Source organism: Pseudomonas sp. UBA7500, assembly GCF_002478435.1.
Lineage (GTDB): Bacteria > Pseudomonadota > Gammaproteobacteria > Pseudomonadales > Pseudomonadaceae > Aquipseudomonas > Aquipseudomonas palmensis.
This window is the reverse complement of sequence record NZ_DLNW01000049.1, coordinates 1-14152: the sequence shown is the minus strand read 5'-3', so window position 1 is coordinate 14152 and position 14152 is coordinate 1. Positions and strand designations below refer to the sequence as shown.

Annotated in this window: 19 protein-coding genes, 1 tRNA gene and 2 pseudogenes; 18 read left to right on the top strand and 4 right to left on the bottom strand. The window is 60.6% G+C overall.

What is annotated here, in order from left to right:
* The first annotated feature begins 19 nt into the window (after nt 1–19).
* The gene (gene yejK / locus B4I46_RS21025; RefSeq protein WP_286901687.1) at nt 20–1027 is read left to right on the top strand and encodes a nucleoid-associated protein YejK; all 1008 of its coding nucleotides are present in this window, start codon (nt 20–22) and stop codon (nt 1025–1027) included.
* 128 nt (nt 1028–1155) lie between these two features.
* Here yejK and B4I46_RS21020 read toward each other — a convergent pair whose 3' ends face one another.
* Complete coding sequence (locus B4I46_RS21020; RefSeq protein WP_286901686.1) at nt 1156–1656, bottom strand: hypothetical protein; 501 nt, start codon at nt 1654–1656, stop codon at nt 1156–1158.
* Nucleotides 1657–1754: 98 nt separating this feature from the next.
* Here B4I46_RS21020 and B4I46_RS21015 point away from each other — a divergent pair, with 98 nt between their 5' ends.
* Both B4I46_RS21015 and B4I46_RS21010 read left to right on the top strand, forming a co-directional pair.
* Nucleotides 1755–2144: a hypothetical protein gene (locus B4I46_RS21015; RefSeq protein WP_286901683.1), complete on the top strand. Its 390-nt coding sequence runs from the start codon at nt 1755–1757 to the stop codon at nt 2142–2144.
* A 16-nt stretch (nt 2145–2160) separates the two neighbouring features.
* Nucleotides 2161–2443, top strand: a pseudogene (locus tag B4I46_RS21010) (DNA cytosine methyltransferase); the annotation flags it as partial.
* Nucleotides 2444–2454: 11 nt separating this feature from the next.
* Here the strand turns inward: B4I46_RS21010 and B4I46_RS21005 are convergent.
* Entirely contained in the window at nt 2455–3639 is a 1185-nt protein-coding gene (locus B4I46_RS21005) for an HNH endonuclease (RefSeq protein WP_286901681.1), read from the bottom strand.
* 131 nt (nt 3640–3770) lie between these two features.
* Between B4I46_RS21005 and B4I46_RS21000 the strand changes: the two genes are divergently transcribed.
* Nucleotides 3771–4403, top strand: coding sequence for a hypothetical protein (locus B4I46_RS21000; RefSeq protein WP_286901680.1), 633 nt, complete (start codon nt 3771–3773; stop codon nt 4401–4403).
* Between the two features lie 103 nt (nt 4404–4506).
* Entirely contained in the window at nt 4507–4800 is a 294-nt protein-coding gene (locus B4I46_RS20995) for a hypothetical protein (RefSeq protein WP_286901679.1), read from the top strand.
* 3 nt (nt 4801–4803) lie between these two features.
* On the opposite strand, the gene B4I46_RS20990 is transcribed toward B4I46_RS20995, so the two are convergent.
* Complete coding sequence (locus B4I46_RS20990) at nt 4804–5100, bottom strand: hypothetical protein (RefSeq protein WP_286901678.1); 297 nt, start codon at nt 5098–5100, stop codon at nt 4804–4806.
* 183 nt (nt 5101–5283) lie between these two features.
* On the opposite strand from B4I46_RS20990, the pseudogene B4I46_RS20985 reads away from it, so the two are divergent.
* The 5 genes and pseudogenes from B4I46_RS20985 to B4I46_RS20965 all read left to right on the top strand — a co-directional run bounded on the left by B4I46_RS20985 (nt 5284) and on the right by B4I46_RS20965 (nt 7907).
* A pseudogene (locus B4I46_RS20985) lies at nt 5284–5610 on the top strand (hypothetical protein).
* Entirely contained in the window at nt 5607–5993 is a 387-nt protein-coding gene (locus tag B4I46_RS20980; RefSeq protein ID WP_286901675.1) for a phage protein NinX family protein, read from the top strand. Before B4I46_RS20985 ends, B4I46_RS20980 begins: the two are co-directional and overlap by 4 nt.
* A gap of 43 nt (nt 5994–6036) precedes the next feature.
* On the top strand, nt 6037–6522 hold the full coding sequence (locus B4I46_RS20975) for a class I SAM-dependent methyltransferase (RefSeq protein WP_229589442.1): 486 nt from the start codon (nt 6037–6039) through the stop codon (nt 6520–6522).
* Between the two features lie 79 nt (nt 6523–6601).
* Nucleotides 6602–6844: a DUF4224 domain-containing protein gene (locus B4I46_RS20970; RefSeq protein ID WP_081315162.1), complete on the top strand. Its 243-nt coding sequence runs from the start codon at nt 6602–6604 to the stop codon at nt 6842–6844.
* Nucleotide 6845: 1 nt separating this feature from the next.
* A complete protein-coding gene (locus B4I46_RS20965) occupies nt 6846–7907 on the top strand; it encodes a tyrosine-type recombinase/integrase (RefSeq protein WP_286901673.1) in 1062 nt (353 codons plus the stop codon).
* 111 nt (nt 7908–8018) lie between these two features.
* Here the strand turns inward: B4I46_RS20965 and B4I46_RS20960 are convergent.
* Nucleotides 8019–8106: transfer RNA gene (locus B4I46_RS20960), tRNA-Ser, on the bottom strand.
* 121 nt (nt 8107–8227) lie between these two features.
* Here B4I46_RS20960 and B4I46_RS20955 point away from each other — a divergent pair.
* From B4I46_RS20955 to B4I46_RS20920, 8 genes are all read left to right on the top strand, one after another.
* Nucleotides 8228–8899 carry a Bax inhibitor-1/YccA family protein gene (locus B4I46_RS20955; protein WP_043860836.1) on the top strand — a complete coding sequence of 224 codons (672 nt, stop codon included), beginning with the start codon at nt 8228–8230 and terminating at the stop codon, nt 8897–8899.
* A 217-nt stretch (nt 8900–9116) separates the two neighbouring features.
* Nucleotides 9117–10487: a nucleobase:cation symporter-2 family protein gene (locus tag B4I46_RS20950; RefSeq protein ID WP_043860837.1), complete on the top strand. Its 1371-nt coding sequence runs from the start codon at nt 9117–9119 to the stop codon at nt 10485–10487.
* Nucleotides 10488–10580: 93 nt separating this feature from the next.
* Nucleotides 10581–10973 carry a sulfurtransferase complex subunit TusD gene (tusD, locus tag B4I46_RS20945; protein ID WP_043860838.1) on the top strand — a complete coding sequence of 131 codons (393 nt, stop codon included), beginning with the start codon at nt 10581–10583 and terminating at the stop codon, nt 10971–10973.
* Nucleotide 10974: 1 nt separating this feature from the next.
* Nucleotides 10975–11334, top strand: coding sequence for a sulfurtransferase complex subunit TusC (gene tusC / locus B4I46_RS20940; protein WP_043860839.1), 360 nt, complete (start codon nt 10975–10977; stop codon nt 11332–11334).
* Entirely contained in the window at nt 11334–11630 is a 297-nt protein-coding gene (gene tusB / locus B4I46_RS20935) for a sulfurtransferase complex subunit TusB (protein WP_043860840.1), read from the top strand. Before tusC ends, tusB begins: the two co-directional genes overlap by 1 nt.
* On the top strand, nt 11627–11962 hold the full coding sequence (locus tag B4I46_RS20930) for a TusE/DsrC/DsvC family sulfur relay protein (RefSeq protein WP_043860841.1): 336 nt from the start codon (nt 11627–11629) through the stop codon (nt 11960–11962). Before tusB ends, B4I46_RS20930 begins: the two co-directional genes overlap by 4 nt.
* Complete coding sequence (locus B4I46_RS20925; protein ID WP_286901669.1) at nt 11959–12954, top strand: glycosyl transferase family protein; 996 nt, start codon at nt 11959–11961, stop codon at nt 12952–12954. Before B4I46_RS20930 ends, B4I46_RS20925 begins: the two co-directional genes overlap by 4 nt.
* A gap of 108 nt (nt 12955–13062) precedes the next feature.
* Nucleotides 13063–14031, top strand: a complete 969-nt coding sequence (locus tag B4I46_RS20920) for a glutathione S-transferase family protein (RefSeq protein ID WP_286901667.1) — start codon at nt 13063–13065, stop codon at nt 14029–14031.
* Nucleotides 14032–14152: the final 121 nt, after the last annotated feature.

Below are 14152 nucleotides of genomic sequence, written 5' to 3'. Positions count from 1 at the left end.
CCTGCCCCGGAGAAACCCTATGCCTATTCGCCACGCTGTGATCCACCAGATCGACAAGAAGCCCGACGGCAGCCCTGCTGTACTGCACCTGGCCCGCCAGAGCCTGCCGGACACGCAGGCCATCGAGAACCTGCTGGCTGACGTGAACGACACCTACAACGCCAAGACGGGAAAGGCCTGGGGCCTCTTTCATGCGCAGTCGGGCGCATACCCGCTCAGCGGCTGGCTGAGCAAGTTCATCGAAGGTGAGCTGGGTTTCATGGACTTCACATGCACCGCGACCGAGCACCTGGTCAAGCTGATGGAAGAGTCGAACCTGAGCGTCGGCGGTCACGTGCTGTTCGCGCTGTATCAGCAGGGCATGACGGACTACCTGACGGTCGCCATCCTGCAGCAGGTTGAGACGGTTGCCGTTGCTCAAGACCTTACTGTTGCCACCTCGCGCCAGCTCGACTCTCGCACCCTGCATCTCGCCGCCCGCATCAACCTGAGCGAGTGGAAGAACAACCCGGTGTCAAGGCAGTACATTTCTTTCATCAAGCCCAAGGGAGGCCGCAAATCGACCGCGTATTTCCAAGACTTCATTGGCTGTCAGGAGGGTGTCGACAGCCCAGGCGAAACGCGCACCCTGCTCAAGGCGTTCAGCGACTACGTCGAGCGCGAGGATCTGCCGGCCGACACCGCTCGGGAGAAGAGCCACGAGCTGGTCACCTACGTGACAGCTCAAACCAAGACCGGCGAGCCGATCAGCCTGACTGAGCTATCCGAGGTGCTCGACGAAGATCAGCCGACTACCTTCGCCGAGTTCATCAAAGCCGGCGACTACGGCCTGACGGAAAGCTTCGCTGCGGACAAGCGCACACTGAACCAGTTCAGGCGCTACACCGGCCGAGCCGAGGGTTTGTCGATCAGCTTCGAGTCGCACCTGCTCGGCTCCAAGATTGAGTTCGACCAAGACGACGGCAGCCTGACTATCCGCAACCTGCCAACGCAGCTTACTGATCAACTGAAGCGCCGCGCGGCCTGACCCTTCGGCGCTGCCCGCCAGCGCCTTCCCCTATTCAACGATTGAGCCGACCCAGTAAGTGCGGCGCCCCCTACGACCATCAAGAACGTGCCATCTCAGCTGGTGGATCAAATGAAGCGCAGGTCGATCTAAATTGTGCGTCGCTTAATAGTATCTATCCATCCTGTGTAGAACGGGTCAACACACTTCTTACGCCCCAAATCAACCAGTTCTGCCTCCACCGCCTCAGCCTTAGGAAGTGCCTTTTTAATATATTCCGGGCGATCATGCGGCATGGAGTCTTCGATCAAATAGAAGAGTTGTTCCTGGAGCTCGTACCAGGCAGTTTCGATTTTCACCAGGTCATCTTTGCCAAACAGAAGTTGGAGCAAAACCATGTCTCGTTCGAGTTCATATCGGGCAGTTGGCCAGCCATTATTAAGCGCCGACTTCTCATGCGATGTAAGGCCATGAACTTCGTACTCGCCGGTAACCTCACTCTGAAGAAACCTTACGATGGTATTGGCTCGTAATAGAGCTGCTCCGGTCTTTTCGTACCGTTCTAGCCATAGCTTCTCGTGCTTCGATTTGAGCACAGCCGTGTATGCCGCTACTACCGCAGCGATTAGGGTCAGCATAGTTGTGAGCATTAAAAGTCCTTAGTCAATCTACACACTCCCCTACAGCAATACCCCACTTCAACGAATCACGCCACCCCGGCGAGGCTGGTGGCTGCCTGGAGAACACCATGAGCACATTCGCAGTCTTCGGCATGACCGCCGACGTAGCGCTGGCCGAGGCCAGGAAGATCACCAAGACGACCAGGCCAAGCGGGAAAGCCGGCGCCCCCCCCCCCCTGCAGCTTACCCTTGCTGAGTGGAATGAGGCCGTGGAGCAGCGCGCCGCAGCGATCATGGCCAGCGAGAAGGTGAAGCAGCTGAGCCATCTGTTCGATGCGCCGCAGTACGCCCAGCAGTTCATTGAGTTGGCCAGGAAGTCAGGCCAGTGCCGCGATCTGCGCATCAGGGCCAAATGCGAACTCACCGACGCCAAGGGCAAGCCGGTGATTAACCCCAAGACGAAGCTGCCGAGAATCGGTTGGATGGAATACCACCACGCAACCTCCAGCGCCGCTTAACTCAGGACCAAACCCCATGACCACAGCAATCGACCTGTTCGCCGGCCTCGGCGGATGGAGCACCGGCGCGCGCGCCGCAGGCGTCCAGGTTCTCTGGGCGGCGAACCACTGGCCGGTGGCCGTTGAATGGCACAGCGCCAACCAGCCAGAAACGCAGCACGTCTGTCAGGACCTGCACCAGGCCCGGTGGGAGCAAGTGTCGGCGCACGACATCCTATTGGCCTCGCCATGCTGCCAGGGCCACGCCAAGGCCCGCGGTAGGAAGTCGCGAGGCCCGGAGCACGACGCATCGCGACAACGGCTGTGTGTCTCACTGCTGCTTGCCCTTATATACCTCAGACCGGTGGTGGCTCAAGTAGCCTCGCTGCTCAACCGTGAAGGCCCCGACATTCATGCCAGACGCCAATCCCCATGCTGACACAACCTCCTTCGCAGCATCGGCAACTAGCAATTCGCCATCATCCAAGAACGTTATCCAGCCTCGGTCAAATAGCTTATCCACATGTGGCGCCAGCATGAGTCCATTGTTACCGTCCAAACGCTCAATGTTCGAGCAATCCTTCCACGGCTTGATGTGGCTAGCGATCAGGAAGCGCTTATCGGCAACCCCAGTCAGTCGGCACGACTTCTCACGCTCCAGTACTTGAAGGCGGAATGCTCCCTGGCCGACACGCGAACGGACCAGTTGCTCGCGCTCAGTAGTGGCCAGCTCCTGATTGAGCTGGATTTCTCTTTCGGCTTCGTCCGCCCTCATCTGGTCTTCTAACTCATGAACCTGCTCGATAATGGCACTCCCAACACTATCGGATAGGCGGAGAACGAAGGAGCCAAGTTCGGGCGAGATACTAGCGAGGTAACATCCCTGGTTGCCGTTGCCATTAGCTTGTAAAGGGGAGTTTTTCGCAGGTAAGAGGCTTGTAATAGCAGTGATGTGATCTTTAGGCAGAACAGCCTTGTCCAACTCGGTCCACTCGATAGGAACTAACCACCCCGTATCCGACCAATTCTGACCGGCTTGACCAAAAGCTTCTGGCTTCGCCTGTTCGGTATAAACAGAGGTCGCAACGCCGATAGCCCGAATCCGCCCTCCAGCGTAGGAGATAACAACGTCACCGCCTCTAACCAGCGTCAGGTTGATGTATGTCTGGTTTCGAGCGCCATTTTTATTTTTTGTGGGTGACCAGATGTAACCCCCTTCAAGTTCGGCTTGGTAAGTCTGTTTATGATTGACCCACCAGAAGCGCGAACTTTCTTGCTTGCGTGAATGCCGCTCGAAAACTACAACCTCTGCACTTAGGTCAAGGGACTTACGCTCCCAACCAGCTTCGATCCAAAGATGCGCCCAGGTGTGTGAGTCATCGGTCCTTGAATTTGCCCACCAAGCGTTGTGATTTCTCGCGACCGGTGGCAGCCCGCCCACTAGCTCATCAATTTGCGCAAAGGTCAGCACAATCGAGTTGACAGTCTGGGACCGAAGAAAATCGGCCAGGGGCATGTACTTACTCACCGTTCACCTCTGAGCGCAAAAAGCAGAAATCATATTGCCATCACGCAATGGCAGCAATCCTTCCATTCCTGCAGACCCACCTCTCCAACCACAGCCGCGACATGGCTCGAGGTATCCCCATGCCCACAGAAAACCGATCCAGCAACACCGAACAGATGGTCAGCGTGCCCGAAGGCTACATGCTGGTTGAGCGCAGTATCTGGACCGAGCAGCAGGTTGAGGCTGCCACTGCCTGCATCACCCTGCTGAAGGTCGTCCCCGGTATGCGTGATCGCGACCTGGCAATGGCTGCGATAGATGCCGCCCAGTGCAAGGCACCAGACATCAGCCTGTCCGATCTTCTGACAGCTGCCCAGCCCTTGGGCTGGGTCTACGATGGCGGTCAAGAGTTCACCCGCGATCCAGATCGAGCATACGACCTGCGCGCTGAAGGCATTGAGCTGACTGCCGTTTACGGCCACGCCCAGCACCAGGGCGAGCCGGTGGCAGCTATCCCAGACGGTTACTGCCTCATGCCCAGGCGGCTCACGGCCGAGAACGGCGCCAAAGCCCTGCTGCTCGGTGAGTTCAAGCTGAAGGTCACTCGCGAATGCCCGGAATGCATTGACCTGGAGGAGCCAGCAGAAGGATGCGAAATATGCGATGGCGAAGGTGAATACGCGCAACGTCACACGATCCCGTGGGAGCAGATCAAGTTCATTTACAGCGAGGCCGTAAAGGGTCTCGCGTTCCAGCCGAACCCCATCCTGTAGCGAAAAACTCCGGCAGGAGAACATTTGTACTCCACCCGACGAAGCGCCATCGACGGGCGAGCAATGCGGGAACAAAATACTGTTTATTTGAACAGTACTCTCTATGCACTTCCTCATCGTTCCAATGCGCGTGCGCGGCGTGCCGCGTAGCCAGAAGGAGATCCGCGCATTCAACCCGATCCGCGGTGACGTGCATTTACGCCTGGATGAGTTCGCGCCGCTGGGTCGGGCTTCAAACTCGGCGTCGATCCTCAGAGTTCACCCGGGCGAGCCTGATTTGCCACCCTTGTATGAAGCAGTCATGACTGGTATGTCCACTCTGGGCGCGACGTTTACAGGAATCGAGATCATCGAAGGCGTTGCTTACGCCCAGAGTTGGTGGGTTCGCATCCCTTGAGATTTAGGCCTGCTTAGCAACTGCACGAGCTGGTTCCGGCTCGACTGCAATGCAGCGAGCTCTACCTACGCCCCATGCCAAGGCGCGTGTCATTGATTCTTGCGGGCGTGAATCGTAAGCCTCTTCGAGAATAGCCACACCACATGCCGCATACACACCTATAAACATTTGTGTGGCGCCCGTCCTCGACAGCCTCACTTGAACGTCGATGGTTGTACCGTCGTCGAGCATTTCGTCGTGAGTTCTGGTGTGCAATCGAGGATCCGCCCACGCCCAGTAACACTCCCCACGATGTCTCATTTCGGACTCCTTTTTCCGGTTGTTAGCACTTGATCGTATTCAAAATGGTGAGTCTGGCCAGCCTGTTAGGGAGCTCTTTTTTGTATTTCAGACGACCGGCTAAGTAACTTCTACATCACCTGTACACCTATAAATAAACGTACAACTTCAATCATTTGCTGCGGACTGCGGCAGGAGAGAGTCATGCCTGAAGAAATCAAACTGATTCAGCCGGCGCCGGTCGTGCGCGACGAATACGGAATGTTCCAGCACCCGGACCTACCCGACTTCGACGAGGGTGATGGCGACAAGTGAAAGGCCTGGATTGCTGAGCAGGGCCTGGAGGTCGGCAAGGTCAGCCTGGAATACGCCGACGAGGCTATAGCTGACAGGTGCTTCGAAAGCCACGACCCGGACTGCAGCTACTGGGAACCCTACCGGCCCGATGGTGATGGCTGGTTCTGCCTGGCAATCCACGACACCGACGACGGTCCGGTGTGCTGGTGGGGTCGTAGAGTGGTGACGCCATGACCGACCTGATCGAACTGAAGACGGCCGACCTGGTGGGCGAGCAACTGGCCTGGGCGGTCGCCAAGGCCGAGGGGCTGGATGTGCATGTGGCCAAGCCGCACTACGGCGCGCCGGCCAGGGTGTTCGTCCAGTACCGCGGCGAAGCAACCGAACGCTGCGAGCGGTACAACCCGCAAGAGAACTGGGTGCTTGGAGGGCCGCTGAAGACAAAGCATCAGATCGGCGATGGCCCAGTGCGGGGTGGCTGGACGGCCTACCCCAGCCGGCCGAATGAGCCCACCGACTGGCTGATGGGCCCGACTCCACTCGTCGCCATCTGCAGAGCCGTCATAACCAAAATCACCGGCTGGACAGTCCAGGTGCCGAAGGAGCTGATGCCATGATCGCCCTCGCCTATATGGCCTACCTGATCTACAGGGGGCCGCGATGAGCGCCGCAGCCAAAGTACTCGATCCGTGCAGCGCCAGCCGCATGATGTGGTTCGACAAGCAAGACCAGCGCGCTTTGTTCGGCGACATCCGCGACGAGGAGCACCTGCTCTGCGACGGCCGGGTGCTCAAGGTTGAGCCGGATGTGCTGATGGACTTCCGGCAGTTGCCCTTCGAGGATTCGGCCTTCCGTCTGGTGGTGTTCGATCCGCCGCACCTCACCCGCGCCGGTGTCGACAGTTGGATGCGCGCCAAGTACGGTCTGCTCACCAGCGACTGGCGCGAAGACATCCGGCAGGGGTTCGCCGAGTGTTTCAGGGTACTGGAACCTGAAGGAATCCTGATCTTCAAGTGGAACGAAACCCAGGTGCTGGTCAGCGAACTGTTGGCCCTCACCGATGAAAAGCCCCTGTTTGGCCACAAGTCCGGCAAGCGCGAAAAGACGCACTGGATCACCTTCATGAAGCGCCCCGCTTCAGCCTAACCCCCCCTACAACTCAAGCCCGCCGACATGCGCGGGCATGGAGAGCTATTGCCGCCAATCTGCGGCTTGGAGCCTACCCATGGAAACCGAAATTCTTTCGGATGAAGAGCTGGCCGAACTGACCGGCTACAAAGCCAGGGGCTATCAGCGCCGCTGGCTCGAAGAGCGAGGCTGGGTGTTTGTTGAAACCCGAAGCGGCAGACCGCTGGTTGGTCGCCACTACGTCCGCATGAAGCTGGGTGTGACGCTTGAAGTGGTGCCGATTGCGCCGCCTCCACCCGCTACCCCCGCATGGACACCAGACATTTCAAAGGTGAGGTGAAATGCGCCCTAGGAGCACCGAGAACAGGGACTTGCCGCCGGGTGTTTACCGGCGCAAGCGCACCAGCAAGAGCAAGAAGAACCCGGGAAAGGCTTGGATCAGCTACTACTACCGCGATAAGGATGGGAAGGAAATACCGCTGGGCACCGACTTGAGCATTGCCCGGCTGAAGTGGGCTGAACTGGAGGCGAAAGAAAAACCGAAGGACCTGGTCACCATGGGCGCGATCTTCGATCGGTACGAGCGCGACATAATCCCGAAGAAGGCGGCGCGCACCCAGAAAGACAACCTGGCCGAGATACGCCAGCTGCGCAATTACTTCGAAAAGGCGCCAATCGACGGGATCACGCCTGCTCATGTGGCGAAGTATCGCGATGCTAGGACGGCGCCGGTAAGAGCGAACCGCGAGATCGCCACCCTGTCGCACATCTTCAACATCGCCCGGGAATGGGGCCTCACCACCAACGAGAACCCGTGCCAGGGCGTGCGCAAGAACAAGGAGCTACCGCGAGACTTCTATGCCAATGACGCAATCTGGAGCGCGGTATATGCGAAAGCAGTGAGTGAACTCAAGGACGCCATGGACTTGGCGTATCTGACGGGCCAGCGTCCGGCGGACGTGCTGGTGATGAGGCGGGACGACATCGAGGGCAACACGCTCGGCGTGAAGCAGAAGAAGACCCAAAAGAAGCTGCGGATCATGCTGGAGGTCGATGGCGTGGAGAGCAGCCTGGGCGCCCTAATCAGGAAGATTATGGAGCGCAACGCTTCGCATGGGTCGCCATACCTGCTGCTAACCGACAACGGCAAACGGGTGACGGCGCCCATGCTCCGTCATCGTTGGGATGACGCCAGAGAGGAAGCGGTGAAGGAGGCAGTCGCCGGCGGCGACCAGGTGCTGGCCGGCCGGATCGGGCAGTTCCAGTTCCGCGATATCCGTCCGAAGGCGGCTTCCGAAATCACCGATATCGACCACGCCAGTCTGCTGCTGGGCCATACCAAGGGCGACATTACCGAGCGGGTTTATCGCCGCGTCGGGGCGCTGGCGAAACCGACCAAATAAGGAAAGTATCGGAAGCGCTTCCGAAACAAACCATTCCCGAGGGTGCTCCCATGGGTGGTTTTACTATGCCCCAAAAACGCAAAAAGCCCTGACTAATCAGGGCTTTGAATGTGGCGGAAGCGTAGAGATTCGAACTCTAGGATAGTTGCCCATCGACGGTTTTCAAGACCGTTGCCTTAAACCACTCGGCCACGCTTCCTCGTATTGCGGGCGCCATAATACCGAAATGAAACAAGCTGTCAAACTCTCTAGGTGGCTGGTCTGCGCGCCTCTGTTATGATCTTTGCATCTGAACGTTTCAAACCCACAGGAGTGTCGCCATGCGCGAACAGGATTACGCCGTCAACCACGGCCTGCAGGTCGAACAGCAAGAGGTCAGCCGCGTCCTGCGCAACACCTATGGCCTGCTGGCCATAACCCTCGCTTTCAGTGGTGTCATGGCCTATGTGGCCCAACAGATGCGCGTCGGCTACCCGAACATTTTCGTGGTGCTGATCGGCTTCTACGGCCTGTTCTTCCTCACCAACAAGCTGCGTGATTCGGTATGGGGCCTGGTGTCCACCTTCGCGCTGACCGGTTTCATGGGCTTCCTGCTCGGCCCTATCCTCAACCGTTACCTGGGCATGGCCGGCGGCGCTGAAGTGGTCAGCTCGGCATTCGCCATGACCGCACTGGTATTCGGTGGTCTGTCGGCCTACGTGCTGATCACCCGCAAGGACATGAGCTTCCTGGGCGGCTTCATCACCGCAGGCTTCTTCGTGCTGCTGGGCGCTGTGCTGGCAAGCTTCTTCTTCCAGATCAGCGGCCTGCAACTGGCGATCAGCGCAGGTTTCGTGCTGTTCTCGTCGGTGTGCATCCTGTTCCAGACCAGCGCCATCATCCACGGTGGTGAGCGTAACTACATCATGGCGACCATCAGCCTGTATGTATCGATCTACAACCTGTTCGTCAGCCTGCTGCAACTGTTCGGGCTGATGGGTCGGGACGACTGATCCGAGCTTGGTTGGTTGAGTGTTGAAAAAGCCCGCTTCGGCGGGCTTTTTTGTGGGTGGCGTTTGAGGGGCGCTGGCTTCGCGCTCGTTCGCTGGCAAGGCCGACCCCTACGCCCCGCGGGCTGTAGCGCCAGATAATGCTGGCAAACTGGACTACCCCAATCCCCGCGCGCGCCGTAGAATGCGCTCCTTTTTTCTGCCCGGGGCAGCAACACCCATGAGCTCACTCGAACAAGCGCCCGAACAGGCCAATGAACTGGTTCTAGGCCTGGAAGACCGGCCCCGGCCGCTGATCGCCCTGCTCGCTGCCCTGCAGCACCTGCTGGCGATCATCGTGCCTATCGTTACCCCCGGCCTGCTGATCTGCCAGGCACTCGGCGTATCGGCCCGCGATACCAACCTGATCGTGTCGATGTCGCTGGTGATCTCCGGGATCGCCACCTTCGTGCAATGCCGACGCTTCGGGCCCTTCGGCGCCGGGCTGTTGATCGTGCAAGGCACCAGCTTCAACTTCGTTGGCCCGCTGATCGCCGGCGGCGCGCTGATGGTCAAGCAAGGTACGCCCGTAGAAGGCGTGATGGCGGCGATCTTTGGTGTGGTGATTGCCGGCTCGTTCGTTGAGATGGGCATTTCGCGCATCCTGCCGTTCGTGAAACGCCTGATCACCCCCCTGGTCACCGGCATAGTAGTGCTGATGATCGGCCTCACGCTGATCAAGGTGGGCCTGATCAGCATGGGCGGCGGTTTCGGCGCCATGGCCAACGGTACCTTCGCCAACGGCGAAAACCTGCTGCTGTCCGGCGTGGTGCTGGCCATCATCGTGGTACTCAACCGCATCCCGGTGGTGTGGATGCGCAGTTGCGCGATCGTGATCGCGCTGGCCGTCGGCTACGCACTGGCCGGCTACCTGGGCCGCCTGGACTTCACCGGCATGCATGAAGCCGCCGTGTTCCAGGTGCCGGTGCCGTTGCACTTCGGCCTGAGTTTCTCCTGGGCGCTGTTCATTCCGATGCTGGTGATCTACCTGGTGACTTCGCTGGAAGCCATCGGCGACGTTACCGCCACCAGCAAGGTGTCGCGCCAGCCGGTCGAAGGCCCGCTGTGGATGCAACGCATCAAGGGCGGCGTGCTGGTCAACGGCGCCAACTCGCTGCTGGCCGGTGTATTCAACACCTTCCCCAGCTCGGTGTTCGCGCAGAACAACGGCGTGATCCAGCTGACCGGTATCGCCAGCCGCCATATCGGTATCTGGATTGCCGCAATGCTGGTGATACTGGGGCTGTTCCCAAGCGTGGCCGGGGTGATCCAGGCGGTGCCGGAGCCAGTGCTGGGTGGCGCTGCGATGGTGATGTTCGGTGCCGTAGCGGCCTCGGGTATCAATATTCTGGCCAGCATCAGCCTGGACCGTCGCGCCCTGCTGATCATCGCGGTGTCCCTGGCGCTGGGCCTGGGCGTGGCGCAGGTGCCGGAATTCCTGGCGCACATGCCATCGGCACTGCGCAATGTGCTGGAGTCTGGCGTGGCAACCGGTGGCATCTGTGCGCTGGTGCTGAACTGGTTCCTGCCCGAGTCCAAAGCTCAGAACTGAGGCCGCTTGCCAAGCTGCCCCAACCAGGCCCGCGCCCACAAGGCGCGGGCTTTTTGCTTTATCATGGGCGCAGTTTTGCTGACAGAGCCTGCCATGAAGTTCGCCCTCGCGGTATTTTCCCCCGGCCATGCGCCCTCCTCGCGCCGTGCACTGCTGTTCGCCCAGGCTGCCTTGGCCAGCGGGCACGAGATCGTACGGCTGTTTTTCTATCAGGATGGCGTGCACAGCGCCTCGGCCAACGTGGTCGCGCCGCAGGATGAGCTGGACGTGCCGGCACAATGGCGTGCCTTCGTCACCGAGCACCAGCTCGATGCAGTGGTGTGCATCGCCGCCGCCCTGCGCCGTGGCGTGTTGAACGCCGAAGAAGCCCAGCGTTATCAGCGCCCCGCGGTGAACCTGCCCGCGCCGTGGGAGCTGTCGGGCCTGGGTCAGTTGCACGAAGCTGCACAAACCGCCGACCGCCTGGTCTGCTTTGGAGGCGACTGAAATGGCCAAGTCATTGCTGATTATCAGCCGCCAGGCCCCCTGGGCCGGCCCGTCGGCCCGCGAGGCACTGGATATCGCCCTGGCCGGCGGCGCCTTCGACTTGCCGCTGGGCATGCTGTTTCTGGATGACGGCGTGTTTCAGCTGGCACCTGCACAGCAACCGGCACAGCTGCAACAGAAGAACCTGGCGGCCAACCTCCAGGCGCTGCCGATGTTCGGCGTGGAGGCCCTGTTCGCCGACGCCCGCAGCCTGCTCGAGCGCGGCCTGGACGCTGAACACCTGACACTGGACGTCGAGGTACTCGACGACGCTGCACTGGCAGCCCTGATCGACCGTTTTGACCAGGTGGTAACCCTCTGATGAGCACCCTGCACGTCATTTCCCACTCGCCGTTCGGCGATAACCGCCTGAGCAGTTGTCTGCGCCTGCTGGGCAGCAACGACGGCCTGCTGCTGTGCGGCGACGCGGTGTACGCGCTGCAGCCCGGCAGCGAGCCGCTGAAGGCGCTGCAACAAGCCAACCTGGGCGCAAGGCTGTTTGCGCTGGAAGAAGACCTGCAAGCCCGCGGCATCTCCAGCGACGCGGCCCGGGCCATCGACTACCCGGCGTTCGTGCAGCTGTCGCTGGACCACGACAAGGTCAACAGCTGGCTATGAGCACCCTGAGCCTCGACAACCGCGACATCGCCCTGGACAAGGACGGCTTCCTGGTCGACCTGAAGGACTGGTCAAAGCCCGTGGCACAAGCCCTGGCCGAGCGCGAAGGCCTGGAACTGACTCCCGAACACTGGGAGGTACTGGAGCTGCTGCGCCAGTTCTACCAGGAGTTCGAGCTGTCGCCGGCCACGCGCCCGCTGATCAAGTACACCGCCTTGAAGCTGGGCCCGGACAAAGGCAACAGCCTGCACCTGAACCGCCTGTTCAACGGCACCCCCGCCAAACTTGCCGCGAAGCTCGCGGGCCTGCCAAAGCCGACCAACTGCATATGACTGCCCCTACCCCGCTCACCCTCGAAACGCCCGCCGAACACCCCTTCGCCCAGTTCGTGCGCATTTTGGGCAAAGGCAAACGCGGCGCCCGCGGCCTGACCCGGGAAGAAGCCCGCGAGGCCATGGGCATGCTGCTGGACGGCAAGGTCGAGCAGACGCAGCTGGGCGCCTTCCTGATGCTGCTGCGTCACAAGGAGGAGAGCCCCGAGGAGCTGGCCGGCTTCACCGAAGCCGTGCGCCAGCGTGTACAGGCACCGCCCATCGCGGTCGACCTGGACTGGCCGAGCTATGCGGGCAAGAAGCGCCACCTTCCGTGGTTTCTGCTGGCGGCCAAGTGCCTTGCGAAAAACGGCGTGCGTATCCTGCTGCACGGCGGCGGCGCTCACACCGCCGGGCGCCTGTATACCGAGCAGGTGCTGGAACAGGTGCAGATCCCGCTGTGCCGCGACTGGGCCAGCGTCGCCAGTGCCCTGGACGAGCACTGCATCGCGTTCATCCCCCTGCAGGACTGGGCGCCGCGCCTGCAGCACATGATCGACCTGCGCAACACCCTGGGGCTGCGCTCGCCCATTCACTCCCTGGCACGGGTGCTCAACCCGCTGCGGGCGCGGTGCGGCCTGCAGAGCATCTTCCACCCCGGCTACCAGGCCGTACACCGCGAAGCCAGTCGGCTGCTGGGCGATACGGCGATTGTGGTCAAGGGTGACGGCGGTGAGATCGAGATCAATCCGGATGCCACCAGCCACCTGTACGGCACTGCCCATGGCCAAGACTGGGATGAAGAATGGCCGCAGCTGTCGGCCCAGCGCCATGTGAAGCCGGCCAGCCTCGACCTGCAGCACCTGCTGGCGGTATGGCGCGGCGAGGCCCGCAACAGCTACGGTGAACTGGCTCTTGTATCGAGCATGGCGCTGGCGCTACGCGGCTTGGGGCAAACCCGAGAGGACGCCTTCACGCAGGGGCAGCAGTGGTGGGATCAACGCCTGAGCTAGGCGACTGATCGGGGTTTTCGATCAAACAGGCCGATGCTTTGCGCCATTGGTTCGAACTTGAACCCGTACACTGGGCTCCAAGTTGAACGAATCGCCAAGGAGACCACCATGGGCCTGTTGATCGATGGCCGCTGGCATGACCAGTGGTATGAAAGCGGCAAAGACGGCACCTTCCAGCGCGAGAACGCGCAGCGGCGCAATCAGCTGCCCGCAGCCGACGCCGGGCGCTATCACCTGTATGTGTCGCTGGCCTGCCCCTGGGCGCACCGCACGCTGATCTTTCGCACGCTCAAGGGCCTGGACAAGCTGATCGACGTGTCGGTGGTCAGCTGGCTGATGGGCGAGAACGGCTGGACCTTCGACACAGCCCTGGGTTCGACGGGCGACAAGCTCGACCAGCTTGAATTCCTGCATCAGCGCTACACCCGCGACGACCCGCATTACACCGGCCGGGTCACGGTGCCGGTGCTGTGGGACAAGCAGGAACAACGCATCGTCAACAACGAGTCGGCAGAGATCATCCGTATCTTCAACACCGCCTTCGACGGGCTGACCAGCAATCGCCTGGACCTTTACCCCGAGCCGCTGCGCGCGAGCATCGATGCACTGAACGAGCGGATCTACCCTGCCGTGAACAACGGCGTGTACCGCGCAGGCTTTGCGACTACGCAAAAAGCCTACGAGCAGGCGTTCAACGAGCTGTTTGCCGAGCTGGATGCACTGGAAAAGCTACTGAACGACCAGCGCTACCTGGCCGGCGAATACCTGACCGAAGCTGACTGGCGGCTGTTCACCACGCTGGTTCGGTTCGATGCGGTGTATCACGGGCACTTCAAGTGCAACCTGCGGCGCATCGCCGATTATCCGAACCTGTCGAACTGGCTGAGGGAGCTGTATCAGTGGCCGGGGGTGGCCGAGACGGTGAACATGGAGCATATCCAGCATCACTATTACATGAGCCACAAGACCATCAACCCGAACGGGATCGTGCCCAAGGGGCCATTGCAGGACTTTGCGGCGCGACATGATCGGGAGCGGCTGGTGGGCCGGGGGATTTGGGACAAGACCAGTTTTTGAGCAGGGGTTGAAGGGCCCCTTCGCCAGCAAGGCTGGCCCCTGCAGTGGGTCGCGTGAACCTGCAGGAGCCAGCCTTGCTGGCGAAGCTGTTGTTACTGAGCCCCTTCGAACCACGCCAGCT

What these genes read in the sequence shown, in the direction of transcription:
- yejK (WP_286901687.1), top strand. Translation starts at nt 20, where the DNA reads ATGCCTATTCGCCACGCTGTGATCCACCAGATCGACAAGAAGCCCGAC.
- B4I46_RS21020 (WP_286901686.1), bottom strand. Translation starts at nt 1,656, where the DNA reads ATGCTCACAACTATGCTGACCCTAATCGCTGCGGTAGTAGCGGCATAC.
- B4I46_RS21015 (WP_286901683.1), top strand. Translation starts at nt 1,755, where the DNA reads ATGAGCACATTCGCAGTCTTCGGCATGACCGCCGACGTAGCGCTGGCC.
- B4I46_RS21005 (WP_286901681.1), bottom strand. Translation starts at nt 3,639, where the DNA reads ATGCCCCTGGCCGATTTTCTTCGGTCCCAGACTGTCAACTCGATTGTG.
- B4I46_RS21000 (WP_286901680.1), top strand. Translation starts at nt 3,771, where the DNA reads ATGCCCACAGAAAACCGATCCAGCAACACCGAACAGATGGTCAGCGTG.
- B4I46_RS20995 (WP_286901679.1), top strand. Translation starts at nt 4,507, where the DNA reads ATGCACTTCCTCATCGTTCCAATGCGCGTGCGCGGCGTGCCGCGTAGC.
- B4I46_RS20990 (WP_286901678.1), bottom strand. Translation starts at nt 5,100, where the DNA reads ATGAGACATCGTGGGGAGTGTTACTGGGCGTGGGCGGATCCTCGATTG.
- B4I46_RS20980 (WP_286901675.1), top strand. Translation starts at nt 5,607, where the DNA reads ATGACCGACCTGATCGAACTGAAGACGGCCGACCTGGTGGGCGAGCAA.
- B4I46_RS20975 (WP_229589442.1), top strand. Translation starts at nt 6,037, where the DNA reads ATGAGCGCCGCAGCCAAAGTACTCGATCCGTGCAGCGCCAGCCGCATG.
- B4I46_RS20970 (WP_081315162.1), top strand. Translation starts at nt 6,602, where the DNA reads ATGGAAACCGAAATTCTTTCGGATGAAGAGCTGGCCGAACTGACCGGC.
- B4I46_RS20965 (WP_286901673.1), top strand. Translation starts at nt 6,846, where the DNA reads ATGCGCCCTAGGAGCACCGAGAACAGGGACTTGCCGCCGGGTGTTTAC.
- B4I46_RS20955 (WP_043860836.1), top strand. Translation starts at nt 8,228, where the DNA reads ATGCGCGAACAGGATTACGCCGTCAACCACGGCCTGCAGGTCGAACAG.
- B4I46_RS20950 (WP_043860837.1), top strand. Translation starts at nt 9,117, where the DNA reads ATGAGCTCACTCGAACAAGCGCCCGAACAGGCCAATGAACTGGTTCTA.
- tusD (WP_043860838.1), top strand. Translation starts at nt 10,581, where the DNA reads ATGAAGTTCGCCCTCGCGGTATTTTCCCCCGGCCATGCGCCCTCCTCG.
- tusC (WP_043860839.1), top strand. Translation starts at nt 10,975, where the DNA reads ATGGCCAAGTCATTGCTGATTATCAGCCGCCAGGCCCCCTGGGCCGGC.
- tusB (WP_043860840.1), top strand. Translation starts at nt 11,334, where the DNA reads ATGAGCACCCTGCACGTCATTTCCCACTCGCCGTTCGGCGATAACCGC.
- B4I46_RS20930 (WP_043860841.1), top strand. Translation starts at nt 11,627, where the DNA reads ATGAGCACCCTGAGCCTCGACAACCGCGACATCGCCCTGGACAAGGAC.
- B4I46_RS20925 (WP_286901669.1), top strand. Translation starts at nt 11,959, where the DNA reads ATGACTGCCCCTACCCCGCTCACCCTCGAAACGCCCGCCGAACACCCC.
- B4I46_RS20920 (WP_286901667.1), top strand. Translation starts at nt 13,063, where the DNA reads ATGGGCCTGTTGATCGATGGCCGCTGGCATGACCAGTGGTATGAAAGC.